This is a genomic window from Pseudomonas sp. KH_050, from assembly GCF_057838875.1.
On record NZ_CM174478.1, the window covers coordinates 2,568,988 to 2,585,503 of the forward strand.

General features: G+C 60.1%; 15 protein-coding genes and 1 tRNA gene. 8 read left to right on the forward strand and 8 right to left on the reverse strand.

The genetic code is table 11. The features are described 5' to 3' along the window. Positions 1 to 134: 134 nt before the first annotated feature. The 4 genes from AC3IUA_RS11885 to AC3IUA_RS11900 form a co-directional block, all read right to left on the reverse strand. The gene (locus tag AC3IUA_RS11885) at positions 135 to 1,649 is read right to left on the reverse strand and encodes a ParB N-terminal domain-containing protein (RefSeq protein WP_489361094.1); all 1,515 of its coding nucleotides are present in this window, start codon (positions 1,647 to 1,649) and stop codon (positions 135 to 137) included. 19 nt (positions 1,650 to 1,668) lie between these two features. Further along, a complete protein-coding gene (locus AC3IUA_RS11890) occupies positions 1,669 to 2,112 on the reverse strand; it encodes a PDDEXK family nuclease (protein WP_489361096.1) in 444 nt (147 codons plus the stop codon). A gap of 223 nt (positions 2,113 to 2,335) precedes the next feature. Further along, a complete protein-coding gene (locus AC3IUA_RS11895) occupies positions 2,336 to 2,545 on the reverse strand; it encodes a hypothetical protein (RefSeq protein WP_150755771.1) in 210 nt (69 codons plus the stop codon). Positions 2,546 to 2,749: 204 nt separating this feature from the next. Then, positions 2,750 to 2,837 (reverse strand) — tRNA-Ser (locus tag AC3IUA_RS11900). Positions 2,838 to 2,960: 123 nt separating this feature from the next. On the opposite strand from AC3IUA_RS11900, the gene AC3IUA_RS11905 reads away from it, so the two are divergent. Continuing rightward, positions 2,961 to 3,632, forward strand: coding sequence for a Bax inhibitor-1/YccA family protein (locus AC3IUA_RS11905; protein WP_489361097.1), 672 nt, complete (start codon positions 2,961 to 2,963; stop codon positions 3,630 to 3,632). 91 nt (positions 3,633 to 3,723) lie between these two features. On the opposite strand, the gene AC3IUA_RS11910 is transcribed toward AC3IUA_RS11905, so the two are convergent. Both AC3IUA_RS11910 and AC3IUA_RS11915 read right to left on the reverse strand, forming a co-directional pair. Further along, positions 3,724 to 4,053, reverse strand: coding sequence for a YceK/YidQ family lipoprotein (locus AC3IUA_RS11910; RefSeq protein WP_489361099.1), 330 nt, complete (start codon positions 4,051 to 4,053; stop codon positions 3,724 to 3,726). A 57-nt stretch (positions 4,054 to 4,110) separates the two neighbouring features. Next, the gene (locus AC3IUA_RS11915; RefSeq protein WP_489361100.1) at positions 4,111 to 4,548 is read right to left on the reverse strand and encodes an Lrp/AsnC family transcriptional regulator; all 438 of its coding nucleotides are present in this window, start codon (positions 4,546 to 4,548) and stop codon (positions 4,111 to 4,113) included. 132 nt (positions 4,549 to 4,680) lie between these two features. On the opposite strand from AC3IUA_RS11915, the gene AC3IUA_RS11920 reads away from it, so the two are divergent. Next, positions 4,681 to 5,574: a DMT family transporter gene (locus AC3IUA_RS11920; protein WP_489361101.1), complete on the forward strand. Its 894-nt coding sequence runs from the start codon at positions 4,681 to 4,683 to the stop codon at positions 5,572 to 5,574. Between the two features lie 7 nt (positions 5,575 to 5,581). On the opposite strand, the gene AC3IUA_RS11925 is transcribed toward AC3IUA_RS11920, so the two are convergent. Then, the gene (locus AC3IUA_RS11925) at positions 5,582 to 6,625 is read right to left on the reverse strand and encodes an FUSC family protein (RefSeq protein WP_489361103.1); all 1,044 of its coding nucleotides are present in this window, start codon (positions 6,623 to 6,625) and stop codon (positions 5,582 to 5,584) included. A 67-nt stretch (positions 6,626 to 6,692) separates the two neighbouring features. Further along, positions 6,693 to 8,318: an NADP-dependent glyceraldehyde-3-phosphate dehydrogenase gene (locus tag AC3IUA_RS11930; RefSeq protein ID WP_489361105.1), complete on the reverse strand. Its 1,626-nt coding sequence runs from the start codon at positions 8,316 to 8,318 to the stop codon at positions 6,693 to 6,695. A gap of 370 nt (positions 8,319 to 8,688) precedes the next feature. Between AC3IUA_RS11930 and AC3IUA_RS11935 the strand changes: the two genes are divergently transcribed. The 6 genes from AC3IUA_RS11935 to AC3IUA_RS11960 all read left to right on the forward strand — a co-directional run bounded on the left by AC3IUA_RS11935 (position 8,689) and on the right by AC3IUA_RS11960 (position 16,444). Continuing rightward, positions 8,689 to 9,576 carry a Dyp-type peroxidase gene (locus AC3IUA_RS11935; RefSeq protein ID WP_489361107.1) on the forward strand — a complete coding sequence of 296 codons (888 nt, stop codon included), beginning with the start codon at positions 8,689 to 8,691 and terminating at the stop codon, positions 9,574 to 9,576. 39 nt (positions 9,577 to 9,615) lie between these two features. Next, a complete protein-coding gene (locus AC3IUA_RS11940; RefSeq protein WP_489361109.1) occupies positions 9,616 to 10,584 on the forward strand; it encodes a Gfo/Idh/MocA family protein in 969 nt (322 codons plus the stop codon). A gap of 128 nt (positions 10,585 to 10,712) precedes the next feature. Beyond that, complete coding sequence (gene lexA / locus AC3IUA_RS11945; protein WP_489361110.1) at positions 10,713 to 11,330, forward strand: transcriptional repressor LexA; 618 nt, start codon at positions 10,713 to 10,715, stop codon at positions 11,328 to 11,330. Further along, positions 11,330 to 11,947, forward strand: a complete 618-nt coding sequence (gene imuA, locus AC3IUA_RS11950; RefSeq protein WP_489361112.1) for a translesion DNA synthesis-associated protein ImuA — start codon at positions 11,330 to 11,332, stop codon at positions 11,945 to 11,947. The genes lexA and imuA overlap by 1 nt, the downstream gene beginning before the upstream one ends. Positions 11,948 to 11,954: 7 nt before the next feature. Further along, a complete protein-coding gene (locus AC3IUA_RS11955; protein ID WP_489361114.1) occupies positions 11,955 to 13,370 on the forward strand; it encodes a Y-family DNA polymerase in 1,416 nt (471 codons plus the stop codon). Beyond that, on the forward strand, positions 13,346 to 16,444 hold the full coding sequence (locus AC3IUA_RS11960) for an error-prone DNA polymerase (protein ID WP_489361116.1): 3,099 nt from the start codon (positions 13,346 to 13,348) through the stop codon (positions 16,442 to 16,444). The genes AC3IUA_RS11955 and AC3IUA_RS11960 overlap by 25 nt, the downstream gene beginning before the upstream one ends. Positions 16,445 to 16,516: the final 72 nt, after the last annotated feature.

Genomic DNA, 16,516 nt, shown 5'->3' on the forward strand with positions numbered 1-16,516 from the left:
CGTGAGCATTGTAATCCCACTGCGCTCCGGATAGATGTGATTGCCCTGTTTCTGGAGGAAGTGACCGTAAACTGAATAGATGCCGCCCAGTGAGGGGCGGCCTTCTATTCGAGCGCCGGCGCAAAGAGCCAACGTTATTTCTTTACGGCAATAGGCGCGTCATCGCTTCCAGTCAGTTCGATCCACTTATCGGAGATGATCTTATTCTTCACAGCGGCGATGTTCGCAGCTGTATTTTGAGCCATACCCACAACCTTACGTTCGCCGGTACTCTTGAGGACAAAAGTCTTTCGATTGCCCGATTTGTCAACATTTGAATTGGTAATATCGATCCAGTGCTTGCGGTACCGGAGCCAGTCGATAGCCACCAATCGCTTCTTAAGTTCTTCAAATGAAATGATTGGCTCTTTCACTGGGCTTTCGGCTACCGCCAAGGCCTCTGCAAACACAACCTCCTGAGGTTTGAGCGCATTCTTAACAGTCATTGCGGCGAGGATTGGCGCAAGTTTGTCCGCTCGACACTCGAAGTACGCAAATGCAATCGCTTTCAGTGCGAACGGCCACCCATGGACGTATAGGCGCCGGAATGTGTCCTGTTTGGGAGGTGTTGTGGACGGCCATTGCGACGCGAAAACCTCATCGAGCAATTCAACGAATTCGCGGGCGAATGGAAGCAAAGGTTCGACGTGGTAATGCTTCAGTTGCTCGGGCTTGATCCGATTGTTGGTAAGTGCCCCGAGAAGCATTTGCTCTATCGCGCTCAGGTCTACGATATTCGTGGTTGCCGTTTCCGATGTGCCGGTCGTTCGCCCATCTGCGATACGGTTTTCGAAAACTGTATCTTTCGTCGCCCGCAGTCGCAGGTCACTAATTGGCTCTGCAGTATTCAGGCCAATCACGAGATTTCGATTTTTCTTGGATCCACGTCCATTGCGATCTGCAAAACTTTGCCCTGCCTTACGCGCATTGACATTTAATTCGATTTCAAGTGTCAGGGACAGTCGATCGAGTGCGCTCTTTTCGATCGCATCGATTGTGTTCGCCACTGCAAACAGTGCCGCAGTTTGTGTTTGCCCATCAGATTGCATAACGGGCGATTTGGGCAGGTACAGCGTACCGTACATTGCGTTCGGATCTTCCTCATCAAAGGCAACGAAAATCGTTTTTAAAAATACCGCTTCCGATTGCCAACCGCTGATTATCGGCAAAAAGATCGGACGAACTCCACTAATACCCTCTAGGATATATGTTTTAAACATCTCCTTGTTGGCAGCCTTTTGCCCTTTAAAATCGCTCTGCGTGAGCTTATGGGCTTCTGCCATTTCAAGCGCGTGGTAATTTTCTTTAGGCGGATCCGCTGGATCATATTTGACAATTTCAGTGAACAGTTTCAGCGACGGATGGATCATTACGGTAATCCGTTGCTTCTCCGTTACCTCGGTTGCGACGTAACCCTTGCGGCAGAGCGTGGCTCGGACGACAGTGTAGTCGCCGTGTTGATGTTGGAATTCGTACTTATTCTCATAATAGGCTTTACTCGAATCGTTATTCGTTTGAGTTCGAACGATTTTAAGGCCTTGATAGTCAGGATCCGCAAAAATCTCATCGTTTGTGATGAGGCTTGATTTGACCTGTGGGATATTTAACATGATGAAGGCTCCGTGACGCTTATTTCAGATTAGGTATTTCAAGCACTGTCGGTTTGATCAGCAGAGATGGGACATGCCCTGCGTTCCTTATTGATTTCGGTAAGTGGATCATCTCAATTCCAAGATTATTAACCTCGATGGCCATCCGAATATCATCCGGGAACTCGAACGCCGCGATGATTGAGCGCACCGTTCTTTTGAAATTGAATTCAGTTTTGGCGCGAGCGGTATACGCCATTATTTGTCCAATCGAACTGTAATCGGCTTCAATCTTGAATTCCCACTCGTAGATAACGTCATGCTCATCCACAGTACGCAGATCTGCTCTTATTCTGCTCGTCTTATACGTTACTTCCCGCTGGGAAACCAAATGTCCCGGTTTATAGCGCTTCAGGTTTTCTGCGTAAAAATCCCGAATGCGGCACTCGTAGGCAAAGCCTTCCCACGTATGTAGGTCGTTCACTTTTCTTCTTCTCCGTTGTTCGAGTGAATACAGCCTACATGGGTGCTGGCGAGATCGCCAGTAAAATCTCGGAGATTTTGCTATTGATCTCGAAGTTTGTACGCCGCGCCTCTTGCCAGGGGGCGCTGGTTGGAAGACTTTTGTCCGCTATCGCGGCGTGACGGCCATCGGTGTGTGGGAGGGGGAAACCATGCCGGTGAGTGTCGGAAACAGCTGATAGCTGTCACTCCGGCGCCATCATCACCGCGAGCGTCATTTTGATGAATTCCTCGTTCTTGTCGATGGCTTCTAGGGCGCAACGAACGTTGTCGGCAACATCGGCTGACCCACGCTGCTCGACCCAGTTCGACAGTTCCAGGATGGCGGCCTCCAAGGCAAGCTGGTTTTCGTTGATCTTGAACAGCAGGGAAGGGAGCAGGTCTGAGTTTGGCAACGAGAATCCTCGGTTATGAGGTCAGCGTAGCACCGTGTTACATGAAGGTTTTTTAACTATCGGCAGGACGCCGGAAGAGGGGATTCGGAGCTGAGTTATGGAACGCTTCCAAAATAGTTATGGAACACATGTCAGCTGCCGAGATTTTGGCCAAACCCCAGAAACGACAAAGCCCTGAATAATCAGGGCTTTGTCGTATAAATATGGCGGAGGCGATGGGATTCGAACTCATGGACCTGTTACAGTCGACGGTTTTCAAGACCGTTGCCTTAAACCACTCGGCCACACCTCCGTATTGCGTTGCGGCGCCATAATACCTGAATGAAACACACTGTCAAACTCTCTGCGTAGCTTGTTGCAGGGCGTCTGTTATGATCTTTGCGACTGAACGTTTCAAACCAACAGGAGTGTCGCCATGCGCGAACAGGATTACGCAGTTAATAACAGCGTGCAGGCTGAGCAGCTAGAGGTTAGCCGCGTCCTGCGCAACACTTATGGCTTACTCGCCCTCACTCTCGCATTCAGCGGTGTGATGGCGTTCGTGGCGCAGCAGATGCGCGTGGGCTATCCGAACATTTTCGTGGTGTTGATCGGCTTTTACGGGTTGTTCTTCCTCACCAACAAGCTCCGTGATTCGGCATGGGGCCTGGTTTCGGCGTTTGCCCTGACCGGATTCATGGGGTTCCTGCTGGGCCCGATCCTCAATCGTTACCTGGGCATGCAGGGCGGCGCTGAAGTCGTCAGTTCGGCCTTTGCGATGACTGCGCTGGTGTTTGGCGGCCTGTCGGCCTATGTGCTGATCACCCGCAAGGACATGAGTTTCCTTGGCGGTTTCATCACGGCGGGTTTCTTCGTCCTGATGGGCGCGGTGCTGGCCAGCCTGTTCTTCCAGATCAGCGGCCTGCAACTGGCGATCAGCGCGGGCTTCGTGCTGTTTTCCTCGGTCTGCATCCTGTTCCAGACCAGTGCCATCATCCATGGCGGCGAGCGTAACTACATCATGGCGACCATCAGCCTGTATGTATCGATCTACAACCTGTTCATCAGCCTGTTGCAGCTGTTCGGCATCATGAGCCGCGATGATTGATCGTCAGGTTTGAGTAAAAAACCCGCTCGGCGGGTTTTTTATTGTCTGGGAATAGGCTCGCCGCTCTTCAGAGGGGCACGGCGGGGCACCCTCATTCGGTGATGACTATGCTGCCGTCGGCCTGTTGGCGGTAGATGGTGTAGGGCAACAATAAGGTATCGAGCGCGCCGGAAATGACCACGTCGATCAGCACAATGGGCGTGGCGTTGTCGTATTGCTGCTCATCGATTCCCTCGCCCAGGGGCGCATGCAGGGAGCAAAAATCGTAGGTTACTCCGCTGTAGATTCGTGGGATCGCGCCGCAGTAACTCTTCTGCTGCTGGAGATTGCGTACCGCCACTTCGTCGGGGCGCAAAACCGTGTTGATGGTGCCGCACCCTGCGAGCATCAACGCCGCCAATAACATTGCCTGAATTTTCATACCGCCAATCCTTCGCCGGAAAAAGCTCAATCTACGTTGTTCTGAACAAAACAGCACTCAGGTCATCGGTGGCAACCGGCGCTTGACCGGGGTTTTCTTGACGATCGCGGTATTGGTTTCGGCGTGGGTATTGAGCCGGTCGAGCAGGGTGTCCAGTTGTTCCATCGAGCGCACGTGCAGGCGCGCGATGAAGCAGTCATCGCCAGTGACCTTGTCGCACTCGGTGAATTCGGGGATGGCCTGGATCTGCCGTTCGACTTCCTGCAACTGGCCAGGGAGCGGGCGGATGCGGACGATGGCCTGCAGTTGATAGCCGAAACATTTTGGGTCTATCTCGACCGTGTAGCCCTTGAGCACGCCGCGCTCTTCGAGGCGGCGCAGCCGTTCGGCGACGCTTGGTGATGACAGGCCGCTGACCTGGGCCAATGCTTTGAGGGACCGTCGCGAGTCTGCCATCAGGGCGGCGATCAATACCTGGTCAATGTCATCAGTCATATAAACCTCGTTAGGCAGATGGATCGATATGCCTTGATAAGAAAGGCATAAATAGATTTTAGCCTGTTATTGACGCTGGAGATGCCCCACTGAGGATTGTCATAATTCAACCACTTTCCGAGGAGGTTGATGATGGATAAGTCGATACGTAACGGGTCGTTTGAAATGACCGCAGCCATGCTGATTTCAGGGACCATTGGCTGGTTTGTGTTGGTGTCCGGGCAGCCAGTGCTGGATGTGGTGTTCTGGCGCTGCGTGTTCGGCGCGGTGACCTTGCTGGTGATCTGCGCGGTGCTGGGTTTCCTGCGTCCGGGTATTTTGAGTCGCACCACCTTTTTGCTGGCAGTGCTCAGCGGTGTGGCAATCGTTGGTAACTGGGTGCTGCTGTTTGCCTCCTATTCCCGCGCCTCGATTGCCATCGGTACGGCGGTTTATAACGTTCAGCCCTTTATGTTGGTGGGGCTGGCGGCGCTGTTTCTCGGAGAGAAGATCACCGCGCAAAAGCTGTTCTGGCTGAGTATTTCGTTTGCCGGGATGCTGGCGATCGTCAGCGCCCATGGCGAGCAGGGCGCTGGCGGCAATGAGTATCTGGTGGGTATCGCTCTGGCGCTGGGGGCGGCACTGCTCTATGCCTTCGCCGCGCTGATCATCAAGCGCCTGACTGGCACTCCACCGCATTTGATCGCGCTGATTCAGGTTTGCACCGGCGTACTGTTGCTGGCGCCGTGGGCGAATTTTGCCGCGCTGCCACAGGAGTCATCGGCCTGGGCCAGCCTGCTGACACTGGGTGTGGTGCATACCGGGGTGATGTATGTGCTGCTTTACGGGGCCATTCAAAAGCTGCCGACTGCCTTGACCGGTGCGCTGTCATTCATTTACCCGATCGCGGCGATCTTTGTCGACTGGTTCGCCTTCGGCCATCAGCTTGAACTGCTGCAGTGGGTCGGCGTGATCGCGATCCTGCTGGCGGCGGCAGGTATGCAGCAGGGCTGGGGCTTTCGGTTGCGCCGCACCGCGGTGCAGTGACGGGCTTTCAGATCTTCCAATGCGCAGCGGTCTTTGCCAGCCGCTGGCGCATCTCGGCGATGTTGGCCGCCAGTTGGCGGGTCAACAACCGGTAGCCATCCAGCGCGCTGTAAACCGGGGCATTGAGGGGCTGCTCGTCCGGTGCCCCGTCGTGCGGACGTTCAAGCCGCTGGGTGGCGCCGGATTTCAGGGCGCGGGCCATGCTGATCAGTTGCACGCGGATTTGCCGATGTTCGGTTTTCAGCGCCAGCTGCATCTGGGCCATGGCCTGTTCGTCGCTGGCGTCCGGTCGGGTGTTGGCGAGGATTTCCAGGGTGCTGATACACATCCGCAGATTGCGTTGCAGGGCATCCAGTTCGGTCATCGAGATCCGCACTTCCTTGGACACCGATGGCATTAACGAACGCAGTTGCAGCATGACGCTGTTCAACCGGTTCATCAGTTTGAGATGTTCGTCGTCGGTGACCGACTGGCCACTGACAATTCGGCTGTAGATCCCAGCACAGTCGCGCAGTGCGCTGGCCAGGTTGTAACGCCAGGAATAGACCGCATACAGCGGCAAGGCAAAGGAGAACGCCAGGGCCAGGGCGATGCCGATGAGGATATCGACCGTGCGCCAGAGGCCATCGGTCACCGGGTTGTCGCCATGCCCGGCGACAATGAACACGGTGATCGCCGACAGTAGGGCGGTATAACCGCCCTTGCCGATCGCGTGGTACGAGAAGAAACCGCAGACCGCCGACATGCCCAGGTAGGTCAGCCATGGCATCCCCAGCCAGGCATGCTGGGCCACCAGCAACAGGCCGACCCCGGCACCGATCAAGGTGCCGTAGGCTCGCTCCTTGGCTTTCTTGCCGATATTGCCGTGATGTTGCAGCCCGCCGATTACCACCAGCATGGTCACCGAGGCCCACTCGCCATGGGGCAGGTTGATCCCGCTGGTCAGCAGGATCGTCGCCAGCAGCCCCAGGGAAACCCGCACCGCGTGGATCAGTCGGGCATGGCGGTAGCGCCGATAAGGGTCCAGCAGCGGACGCAGGAATCGGCGCAACAGCGCGGGCAGTCGGATCGATCGCAGGTAGCTTATCGGGCTCAGGTACTGTCCTCCAAAGGTGCTCTCAGAATATGTAATCGGTGGTCAAAAAACTCGACTCGCGATTACGGATGATATCGCTGATGAGTTCCTTGTTGCTCTCCTGGAATTTGCTCGCGACCAGGGTACGGATCGAAAACACTCGGAGTGCATCATGGACCGAGAGGGTGCCTTCCGCCGAGTTTTTCCGGCCATTGAACGGGAAGGTGTCCGGGCCGCGTTGGCACTGGGCGTTGATGTTGATGCGGCCGACCTGGTTGGCGAAGGTATCGACCAGGCGTCCGACTTCGGTGGAGTTGGTGCCGAAGATGCTCAGTTGTTGGCCAAAGTCGGATTCCAGTACGTAGTCGATCACGGTTTCCAGGTCACGGTAGGGGACGATCGGCACCACCGGGCCGAACTGCTCTTCCTGATACACGCGCATTTGTGTGGTCACCGGGTAGAGCACCGCAGGATAGAAGAACGAGGCCCGGGATTCGCCGCCGTTGGCGTTTACTACGTTGGCGCCTTTGCTCACGGCATCCGCCACCAGCGAGTGCAGATAATCGACTTTGCTCGACTCCGGGAGCGGCGTCAGTGCCACGCCGCTGTCCCAGGGCATGCCCGGTTTGAGGGACTGCAGCTTCTGATTGAATTTCTCGATGAAGCTGTCGACCACGTCCTCATGGACGAAAAGAATCTTCAATGCGGTGCAACGTTGACCGTTGAACGACAGTGAGCCGGTCACCGCTTCGTTGACGGCGTTGTCGAGGTCGACCTCGGGCAAGACAATCCCGGGGTTTTTTGCATCCAGGCCCAGGGCGGCACGCAAACGGTGAGGTCTTGGGTGGAGTTTTTTCAGGTCGCTGGCGGCTTTGTTGGTGCCGATGAAGGCAAAGATATCGATCTTGCCGCTGGCCATCAGCGCGCTGACGGTTTCCCGGCCGCTGCCGTAGATCACGTTGATCACCCCGGCCGGGAAGCTGTCGCGAAAGGCTTCCAGCAGTGGACGAATCAACAGCACGCCGAGCTTGGCCGGTTTGAATACCACGGTGTTGCCCATGATCAAGGCCGGAATCAGCGTGGTGAAGGTCTCGTTCAGCGGATAGTTGTAAGGCCCCATGCACAGCGCCACGCCCATCGGTACGCGGCGAATCTGGCCGAGGGTGTCCTGTTCCAGCTCGAAGCGGCTTGAACGGCGGTCGAGTTCCTTGAGCGCGTTGATGGTGTCGACGATGTAGTCGCAGGTGCGGTCGAATTCCTTTTCCGAATCCTTGAGGTTTTTGCCGATCTCCCACATCAGCAGTTTGACCACCGCTTCGCGTTGTTCGCGCATGCGCCCGAGGAAGGTTTCGACATGGCGGATGCGTTCGGCGACGCGCATCGTCGGCCATTCGCCCTGGCCTCTGTCGTACGCCCGGACGGCGGCATCCAGGGCGGTCAAGGCGGTGGCGGCGTCCAGCAGCGGAGTGCTGCCGAGGATAACTTGTTCATCCGTGTTGGCACCGGCCAGATAGACCGGGCTGCGCACCTGCGCGAGGGGGCCGGGCCAGATCTGCAAGGTGCCATCGACCAGGTATTCGCGTTGTTCGATCCGGCCGTCGAGGCGGTATTTTTCCGGAATGTCGGCGGCGGAAGGGAACAGCTGGCTGAGCAGGTTATCTGTGGTCATGGTGCTACCCCGTATGGATTGGGTGTTGCAGACAAGAGTTTTTATTGTGGAGCGTTAACCGATGGTCAAGGTATTGAGGCAACTCGCGGTGTCCCTCGATCGGTATGGCTGAATCGTTTTACCTGATTGTGACAAGGGTTGTCATGCGCCATTTATCCGGGTCTGTTTGACTCTAGCCTAATGCCGCCCCTGATCGGGTCGATCGAGGAGCGCGCAGGCGACTGAAAACACTGTCGATCTCTGACATTGAGCAAGTCGTGCCGGGGCACTCCTTGTCGCGGTGTTTTGTCGCCCAGGGTGCATTTCCCTTGAAACGGCAAGCGCATGCCCCGTGTGCCGGTTAAACTTCGGGTTTTCAAAAGGAGTTCACATGAGTTACTACCAGCCGGGCATCCTCGCCACTCCAGTCCCGCCACAGGCACGCCATTTGTTTTTTGCCCTCGAGTCCGTCGAAGCACTGCCGATGGCGATCGACAAACTGCTGCAGCTGGTGGACGGGAAAACCGCGGTAGTCGGTTTCGGCGAGTCGCTGGTACAGGCCCTCGGTGGCCGGATCGAGGGTCTGCGGGCGTTTCCGGCAATGGCCGGAGTCGGCGTGGATAACCCCTCGACCCAGCATGCACTCTGGTGCTGGCTGCACGGCGAAGACCGTGGCGAGCTGTTGCATCGCAGCCGCGCTGTTGTAGCGGCATTGGCCCCGGCCTTGCGCCTGATGCAGATGACCGAAGCCTTCCGCCACAAAACCGGGCACGACCTGACCGGTTACGAAGACGGCACCGAAAACCCCCACGATGAAGCGGCCGTGACGGCAGCGCTGGTGGGCGAGGGCGTTGAGGGTTTGCACGGCGGCAGCTTTGCGGCCATCCAGCAATGGCAGCATGACCTGGATGGCTTCGCCGCTCTGCCTTCCGAGGAACAGGATCACATCATCGGTCGGCGCAAGAGCGACAACGAAGAGCTCGAGGACGCGCCGCAGTCCGCTCACGTCAAACGTACCGCCCAGGAGAGCTTCGCCCCTGAAGCCTTCGTCGTGCGCCGCTCGATGCCGTGGGTCGAAGGCGATCGCGCGGGTCTGGTGTTTCTCGCCTTCGGTTTTTCCCTCGACGCCTTCGAAGTCCAGCTGCGGCGCATGAGCGGCCTGGAAGACGGCATCGTTGACGGCCTCTATCGGATGAGCCGGCCGATTACCGGTGGCTACTACTGGTGCCCGCCGCTCAAGGATGGTCATCTGGATCTGCGGGCGCTGCGCATCGGCTGATGGGCGCAGTGGGGCCGAATACGCCGAGGGAGCTTTTGAATGAACGTCGTGCGATGGGCAATGATTGGCTGCGGCAGCGTCACCGAGCGCAAGAGCGGGCCGGCCTTCTACAAGGCGCCGGGTTCGGCGCTGGTGGCGGTGATGGGCCGGCGTCTGGAGGCGGTGCAGGATTATGCGGCGCGCCATGGCATCGACCGGGTCTACACCGACGTCGAGTCGCTGATTGCCGATCCGCAGGTCGACGCGGTGTACATCGCCACGCCACCCGACAGTCATCGGGCTTACAGCTTGCTGGTGGCGGCAGCGGGCAAGCATTGCTGTGTCGAGAAGCCCATGTCGCTGAACGCCGGGCAAAGCCTGGAGATGCAGCAGGCCTTCGAAAAAGCCGGTGTGCAGTTGTTCGTGTCCTACTACCGGCGCTCTCTGCCGCGCTTTCAACACGTGCGGCAATGGTTGCAGGAAGGGCGCATTGGTGAGGTTCGTCATTTGACCTGGACCCTGACCAAGCCGCCCTCCGAGGCCGACCAGAACGGTAGCGACAATTGGCGCACCGATCCGCGGATCGCCGGTGGCGGTTATTTCGCCGACCTGGCCAGTCATGGTTTCGATCTGTTCCAGTACCTGCTGGGCGATATCGTCGAGGTGGCCGGTTTCACCGCGCGCCAGGCCGGTCTGTATGCCGCCGAAGATGCGGTGAGCGCCAGTTGGCGATTCGCCTCTGGGGCCCTGGGCATGGGCTGCTGGAACTTTGTCGCGGATCGCCGGGTGGACCGGGTTGAAGTGATCGGCAGTAAAGGCCGGATCATCTTCTCGGTGTTCGACGAGCACCCGGTGCAACTGCAAGCCGAAGAAACCCTCAGCCTGCAGATCGACAATCATCCGCACATTCAGTGGCATCACGTATTGGGTATGAACGCGCATATTCGTGGTGAGGCCAGGCATCCGGCGCTGGCGGTCGAGGCATTGAAAACCGATTGGGTGATGGACCGGATTCTCAAGCGCGGTTGAATCGCCGAACACCTTTCTGTAGGAGCTGCCGCAGGCTGCGATCTTTTGATCCTCGCCTGGCGATCTCCCCTGCACCGATGCTGTTGACGACTGGTGGCTCTTGTCAGAAAAACCCTACAGGAGTACAAATGTACTCCATGACGACTTTAAGCCCCCGCCGCACTGCCATCCTGACCTTTATCCGCGACCGTATCGCGCAACAAGGCCAGCCACCGAGCCTCGCCGAGATCGCCGAGGCCTTTGGTTTTGCCTCGCGCAGCGTGGCGCGCAAGCATGTGCTGGCCCTCACCGAGGCCGGGTTCATCGAGGTCAACGCCCATCAGGCGCGGGGTATCCGGCTATTGAACCAGCCGCCCCGGCCCGAACTGCTGGACATTCCGGTGCTGGGCCGGGTGGCTGCCGGTGCGCCGATCGGTGCCGATGCCGAGGTGCACAGTCGGCTGATGCTGGACCCGGCGATGTTCTCGCGAATCCCCGATTACCTGCTGCGGGTACAGGGCGATTCGATGATCGAGGACGGCATTCTCGACGGCGACCTGGTGGGCGTACGGCGCAGTCTCGAGGCGGAAAACGGTCAGATCGTGGTGGCGCGGCTCGATGGTGAAGTCACCATCAAGCGTTTTGAACGGGACGCGGGGAGCGTGCGCTTGCTGCCGCGTAACCCGGCCTATGCACCCATCGTTGTGCGCGCCGATCAGGACCTGGCCATCGAAGGGGTGTTCTGCGGTCTGGTGAGGCAAGGATGATGGGCGCCGTCGTTGCTCTGGACACGCTGTTCAATGGCGGCCAGGTCTGGAAGGGCCGGCCCGCCGCACCGCCGGCCAGTCCTCAACCGACTGGCCATGCGGCGCTGGATGCGGCCTTGCCTACTGGCGGCTGGCCGGAGTCGGCTCTGAGCGAAATCCTGATTGCCGGGCAGGGTGTCGGCGAGTTGCAACTGGTCTGGCCGACCCTGGCGCGGTTGTCCGCCGAGGGCGAGCGGATTGTCCTGGTGGCGCCGCCCCATGTGCCGTATCCGCAGGCCTGGCAGAGCGCTGGGGTGGATCTGCGTCAGCTGTCGGTGATCCAGGCCAGTGAACGCGATGCCCTGTGGGCCGCTGAACAATGCCTGCGTTCGGGCAGTTGCGGCGCGGTCCTGTGCTGGCCGCAGAAGGCCGATGACCGGGCCTTGCGCCGGCTGCAGGTGGCCGCCGAAACCGGCCAGACCCTGGCGTTCGCCTATCGCTCGATCAAGGAAGCCATCAACCCTTCACCGGCGGCCTTGCGGATCGCCATCGATACCCGGCCCGCGCAACTGCGGGTGCTCAAGTGCCGTGGTGGCCTGGCCCGTTCGGCGCCGATCGCCTTTAACACAGGGCATTGAGGTTGGCATGCGCTGGGTCTGTATTCTCTTTCCGCAATTAGCGCTGGATGCTGCGCTGCGTCAGCGGCCCGATCCCGAAGAACCGCTGGTGCTGCTGACGGGCTCTGCGCAGCGCCGGGTGTTGCAGGCGGTGAACGCTTCCGCTCGGGCGCTCGGCCTGCGGCCGGGGCAATCGCTGACTGCCGCCCATGCCTTGAGCAAAACCTTTGCCAGCGCCGAATACGACCTTGCCGAGATCGAGCGCTGGCAGCAATTTCTCGCGGCCTGGGCCTACCGTTTCAGCTCCCAGGTCAGCGTGTTTTATCCCCGCGCCTTGCTGTTTGAAATCGAGTCGAGTCTGGGTCTGTTCGGGCCCTGGCCGCACTTCGAGGCCCGGCTGCGGGCGGAACTCACGGCGCTGGGTTTTCGTCACCGGATTGTCGCCGCGCCCAATCCGGCGGCGGCACGGATCCTGGCTAATGCTTATGACGGCCTGGCGGTAGCGGACAACGAGAGCCTGCAGCGAATCCTCGGGCAGATGCCCATCGACCGGGTCGGGCTCGAGCAGGAGGTCGCCACGACGTTGTCGCGCATGGGCCTGCGGACCTTGAGTCAGGTCCAGGCACTGCCGCGCCATAGCCTGGCGCGGCGCTTTGAAGCCCAGCTGCTCAAGCACCTCGACACGCTACAGGGAGACCGCCCGCTGGCCCTGGCGTTTTACCTGCCGCCGGACCGCTTTGACGTGCGCATCGAGCTGAACTTCGATGTCTTGTCCCATCAGGCGCTGCTGTTCCCGTTGCGCCGGCTTACCGCTGATCTGTCGGCGTTTCTCTGTGGCCGCGACAGCGGCGTGCAGCGTTTTGATCTGCATCTGGAACATGCCGGGTTGCCTGACACGCAGATCAAGGTCGGCCTGCTCAGCGCCGAGCGCGATCCGGCGATGCTCTTCGAACTGGCCCGCGGTCGACTGGAACAGGTGCAGGTCGGGTCGCCGGTGCGGGGCTTTCGTGTGGTGGCCCAGGACTTGCCCAGGTTCGTTCCGCAGCACCGGGAACTGTTCGACGAGCGCCCGCAGCAATCCGTGCCCTGGGAACAACTGCGCGAACGCCTGCGGGCGCGGCTGGGGGATGACGCGGTGCACGGCCTGCGCTTCCAGGCTGACCATCGGCCCGAATACAGCTGGCAGCCGAACGCCGATAGCCAGGGCTGCCCGTCGACCCTCGGCCTGCAGCGCCCCGGTTGGCTGCTCAGCGAACCGCTGTCGATGCACGAAGGCGCGGCGCGGATCCTCATGGGGCCGGAGCGCATCGAGTCCGGCTGGTGGGATGGCGGTGATGTGCGTCGCGATTATTACCTGATCGAAACCCGCTCCGGCCAGCAGGCCTGGGCCTATCGCACGGTGGGCGAGGCCGGGCCCTTGTGGCTGCAAGGCTGGTTCGCATGAGCGTCGAGTATGCCGAACTGCACTGCCTGTCGAACTTCAGTTTCCAGCGCGGTGCCTCCAGTGCCCGCGAGCTGTTCGAGCGGGCAAAACGTCAGGGCTATCAAGCCCTGGCGATCACCGACGAGTGCACCCTGGCCGGGATCGTCCGCGCCTGGCAGGCCGCTAAAGAGGTGGAATTACCGCTGATCATCGGCAGCGAAATGCGCATCGAAAACGGCCCGAAACTGGTGCTGTTGGTGGAGAACCTCGAGGGCTACCAGGCGCTTTGCCGGTTGATCACCCGGGCGCGGCGGCGGGTGGCAAAGGGTCAATACCAGGTGTTGCGCGAGGACTTCAGCGAACCGTTGCCGGGGCTGCTGGCGCTGTGGGTGCCCGACACCCTCGAGGCCGAGGGGGAAGGGCGCTGGCTGCGGCAAGTGTTCGGCGAGCGGCTGTGGCTGGCCGTCGAACTGCACTGCGGGCAGAACGATGCCCGACGGCTGGCGGATTTGCTGGCCCTGGCTGCGGCCCTGGATATTGCGCCGCTGGCCAGCGGCGATGTGCATATGCACGCCCGTGGGCGCCGCGCCTTGCAGGACACCATGACCGCGATCCGTCATCACGTGCGAGTCGCCGAGGCCGGGCAACGCCTGCACCCCAACGGCGAACGGCACTTGCGCAGCCTCGATGCCTTGCAGGTGCTCTATCCGCCGCAGCTGCTCGAGGAGGCCGCGCGCCTTGCCCGGCGCTGCACCTTCGACCTCGGCCAATTGCGCTACCAGTACCCGCGTGAACTGGTGCCTGAAGGTCACAGCGCAGCCTCCTGGCTGCGCGAGCTGACCGAGCAGGGCATGCGCTGGCGCTGGCCTGAAGGGGTGGAAGACAAGGTGCTGGCGCTGATCGAAAAGGAACTGCAGCTGATCAGCGAAATGGGCTACGAGAGTTACTTCCTCACGGTCCACGACATCGTGCGCTTTGCCCGCAGCCGCGACATCCTCTGCCAGGGTCGCGGTTCGGCCGCCAACTCGGCCGTCTGCTATGCCTTGGGCATTACCGAAATCAACCCCGGCCTGATGAACATGCTGTTCGAGCGCTTCCTCTCCAAAGAGCGCAACGAACCCCCGGACATCGATGTCGACTTCGAGCACGAGCGGCGTGAAGAGGTGTTGCAGTATGTGTTTCAGCGCTACGGCCGGACCCGCGCGGCGCTCACGGCGGTGGTCAGCAGCTACCATGGCGCCGGGGCGGTGCGGGATGTCGCCAAGGCCCTTGGCTTGCCGCCGGATCAGGTCAATGCCCTGGCCGATTGTTGCGGCCACTGGAGCAACGAACCGCCCTCGGTGGAGCGTCTGCGTGAAGGTGGCTTCGACCCGGACAGCCCGGTGTTGCGCCGGGTGCTGAGCCTGACCGGACAACTGATCGGCTTCCCCCGGCACCTGTCCCAGCACCCCGGCGGTTTCGTGATTTCCGAGCAACCGCTGGACAGCCTGGTGCCGGTGGAAAATGCCGCCATGGCCGAGCGCACCATCATCCAGTGGGACAAGGATGACCTGGACATGGTCGGGCTGCTCAAGGTCGATATCCTCGCCCTTGGCATGCTCAGCGCCATCCGCCGTTGTTTCGACCTGCTGCGCCGTCATCGCGGCCTCGATCTGAGCCTGGCGAAGGTGCCGAAAGAGGATCCGAAAACCTACGAGATGATCGGCCGGGCCGACACCATCGGCGTGTTCCAGATTGAATCCCGGGCGCAGATGTCGATGCTGCCGCGACTCAAGCCGGTGAAGTTTTACGACCTGGTGATCGAGGTGGCGATCGTCCGTCCCGGCCCGATCCAGGGCGGCATGGTCCATCCGTATCTGCGACGGCGTAACAAGGAGGAGCCGGAAAGCTATCCGTCCGAAAAATTGAAAGCCGTCCTGGAGCGCACATTGGGAGTGCCGCTGTTTCAGGAACAGGTCATGCAGATTGCTATCGTTGCCGCCGATTACAGCCCCGGCGAAGCCGATCAGCTGCGGCGCTCCATGGCTGCCTGGAAGCGTCATGGCGGGCTGGAACCGCATCAGCTACGGCTCAAGGAAGGCATGCTGAAAAATGGCTACACAGAAGAATTCGCCGCGCAGATCTTCGAGCAGATCAAGGGCTTTGGCAGCTACGGTTTCCCCGAGTCCCACGCCGCCAGCTTCGCCTTGCTGACCTACGCCAGCTGCTGGTTGAAATGCCATGAACCGGCGGCCTTTGCCTGCGCGCTGATCAACAGCTGGCCGATGGGCTTCTACAGCCCGGACCAGATTTTGCAGGACGCCCGGCGACATCATCTGCAGATCCGTCCGGTGGACGTGCGCGCCAGTGACTGGGATTGCAGCCTGGAGCCGACCCAGGGTGAACAGCCGGCGATCCGCATGGGCTTGCGGATGATCCGTGGTTTTCGCGAGGACGATGCCCGGCGCATTGAAGCGGCTCGTTTGATCGGTGCGTTTGTCGATATCGCCGACCTCGGCGAGCGAGCGCGCCTCGACGCCCGGGCCCAGGAGCAGCTGGCCGACGCAGGCGCTTTGCGCGGGCTGGCCGGGGATCGTCATCGGGCGCGCTGGGAGGTGGCCGGGGTGCAGAAACAGTTGGGGTTGTTTGCCGGCTTACCGAGCCAGGACGAGCCGGTGGTGGTCTTGCCCAAGCCAACCGTGAGCGAAGACCTGCAAGCCGACTACGCGAGTGTCGGCACCACCCTGGGCCCGCATCCGCTGGCCTTGCTGCGGGGTGAACTGAAAGCCCGGCGTTGCCGCAGTTCGCAGGAGTTGCTCGAGGTCGAGCATGGGCGCAACGTCAGCGTCGCCGGGCTGGTCACTGGCCGACAAAGACCAGGGACCGCCAGCGGCGTGACCTTCGTCACCCTGGAAGACGAGTTCGGCAACGTCAACGTGGTGGTCTGGCGTGACCTGGCCGAGCGTCAACGGCAGGTGCTGGTGGGTTCGCAGTTGTTGAAGGTCGACGGCACCCTGGAGACCGAGGGTGAAGTGCGGCATTTGATTGCCGGGCGCTTGAGTGACTTGAGCTCGCTGCTGACCGGGATCAGTGTGCGCAGCCGGGATTTTCGTTGAGTACCGATCAATGAAAATCCCTTGTGGCGAGGGGCTTACTGTGGCGAGGGGGCTTGCCCCCGTTCGGCTGCG

Excerpts from the sequence above, each read along its gene's own strand:
- AC3IUA_RS11885 (WP_489361094.1), bottom strand. The coding sequence starts at position 1,649 with ATGTTAAATATCCCACAGGTCAAATCAAGCCTCATCACAAACGATGAG.
- lexA (WP_489361110.1), top strand. The coding sequence starts at position 10,713 with ATGTACTCCATGACGACTTTAAGCCCCCGCCGCACTGCCATCCTGACC.
- AC3IUA_RS11940 (WP_489361109.1), top strand. The coding sequence starts at position 9,616 with ATGAACGTCGTGCGATGGGCAATGATTGGCTGCGGCAGCGTCACCGAG.
- AC3IUA_RS11920 (WP_489361101.1), top strand. The coding sequence starts at position 4,681 with ATGGATAAGTCGATACGTAACGGGTCGTTTGAAATGACCGCAGCCATG.
- imuA (WP_489361112.1), top strand. The coding sequence starts at position 11,330 with ATGGGCGCCGTCGTTGCTCTGGACACGCTGTTCAATGGCGGCCAGGTC.
- AC3IUA_RS11905 (WP_489361097.1), top strand. The coding sequence starts at position 2,961 with ATGCGCGAACAGGATTACGCAGTTAATAACAGCGTGCAGGCTGAGCAG.
- AC3IUA_RS11910 (WP_489361099.1), bottom strand. The coding sequence starts at position 4,053 with ATGAAAATTCAGGCAATGTTATTGGCGGCGTTGATGCTCGCAGGGTGC.
- AC3IUA_RS11955 (WP_489361114.1), top strand. The coding sequence starts at position 11,955 with ATGCGCTGGGTCTGTATTCTCTTTCCGCAATTAGCGCTGGATGCTGCG.
- AC3IUA_RS11930 (WP_489361105.1), bottom strand. The coding sequence starts at position 8,318 with ATGACCACAGATAACCTGCTCAGCCAGCTGTTCCCTTCCGCCGCCGAC.
- AC3IUA_RS11935 (WP_489361107.1), top strand. The coding sequence starts at position 8,689 with ATGAGTTACTACCAGCCGGGCATCCTCGCCACTCCAGTCCCGCCACAG.
- AC3IUA_RS11915 (WP_489361100.1), bottom strand. The coding sequence starts at position 4,548 with ATGACTGATGACATTGACCAGGTATTGATCGCCGCCCTGATGGCAGAC.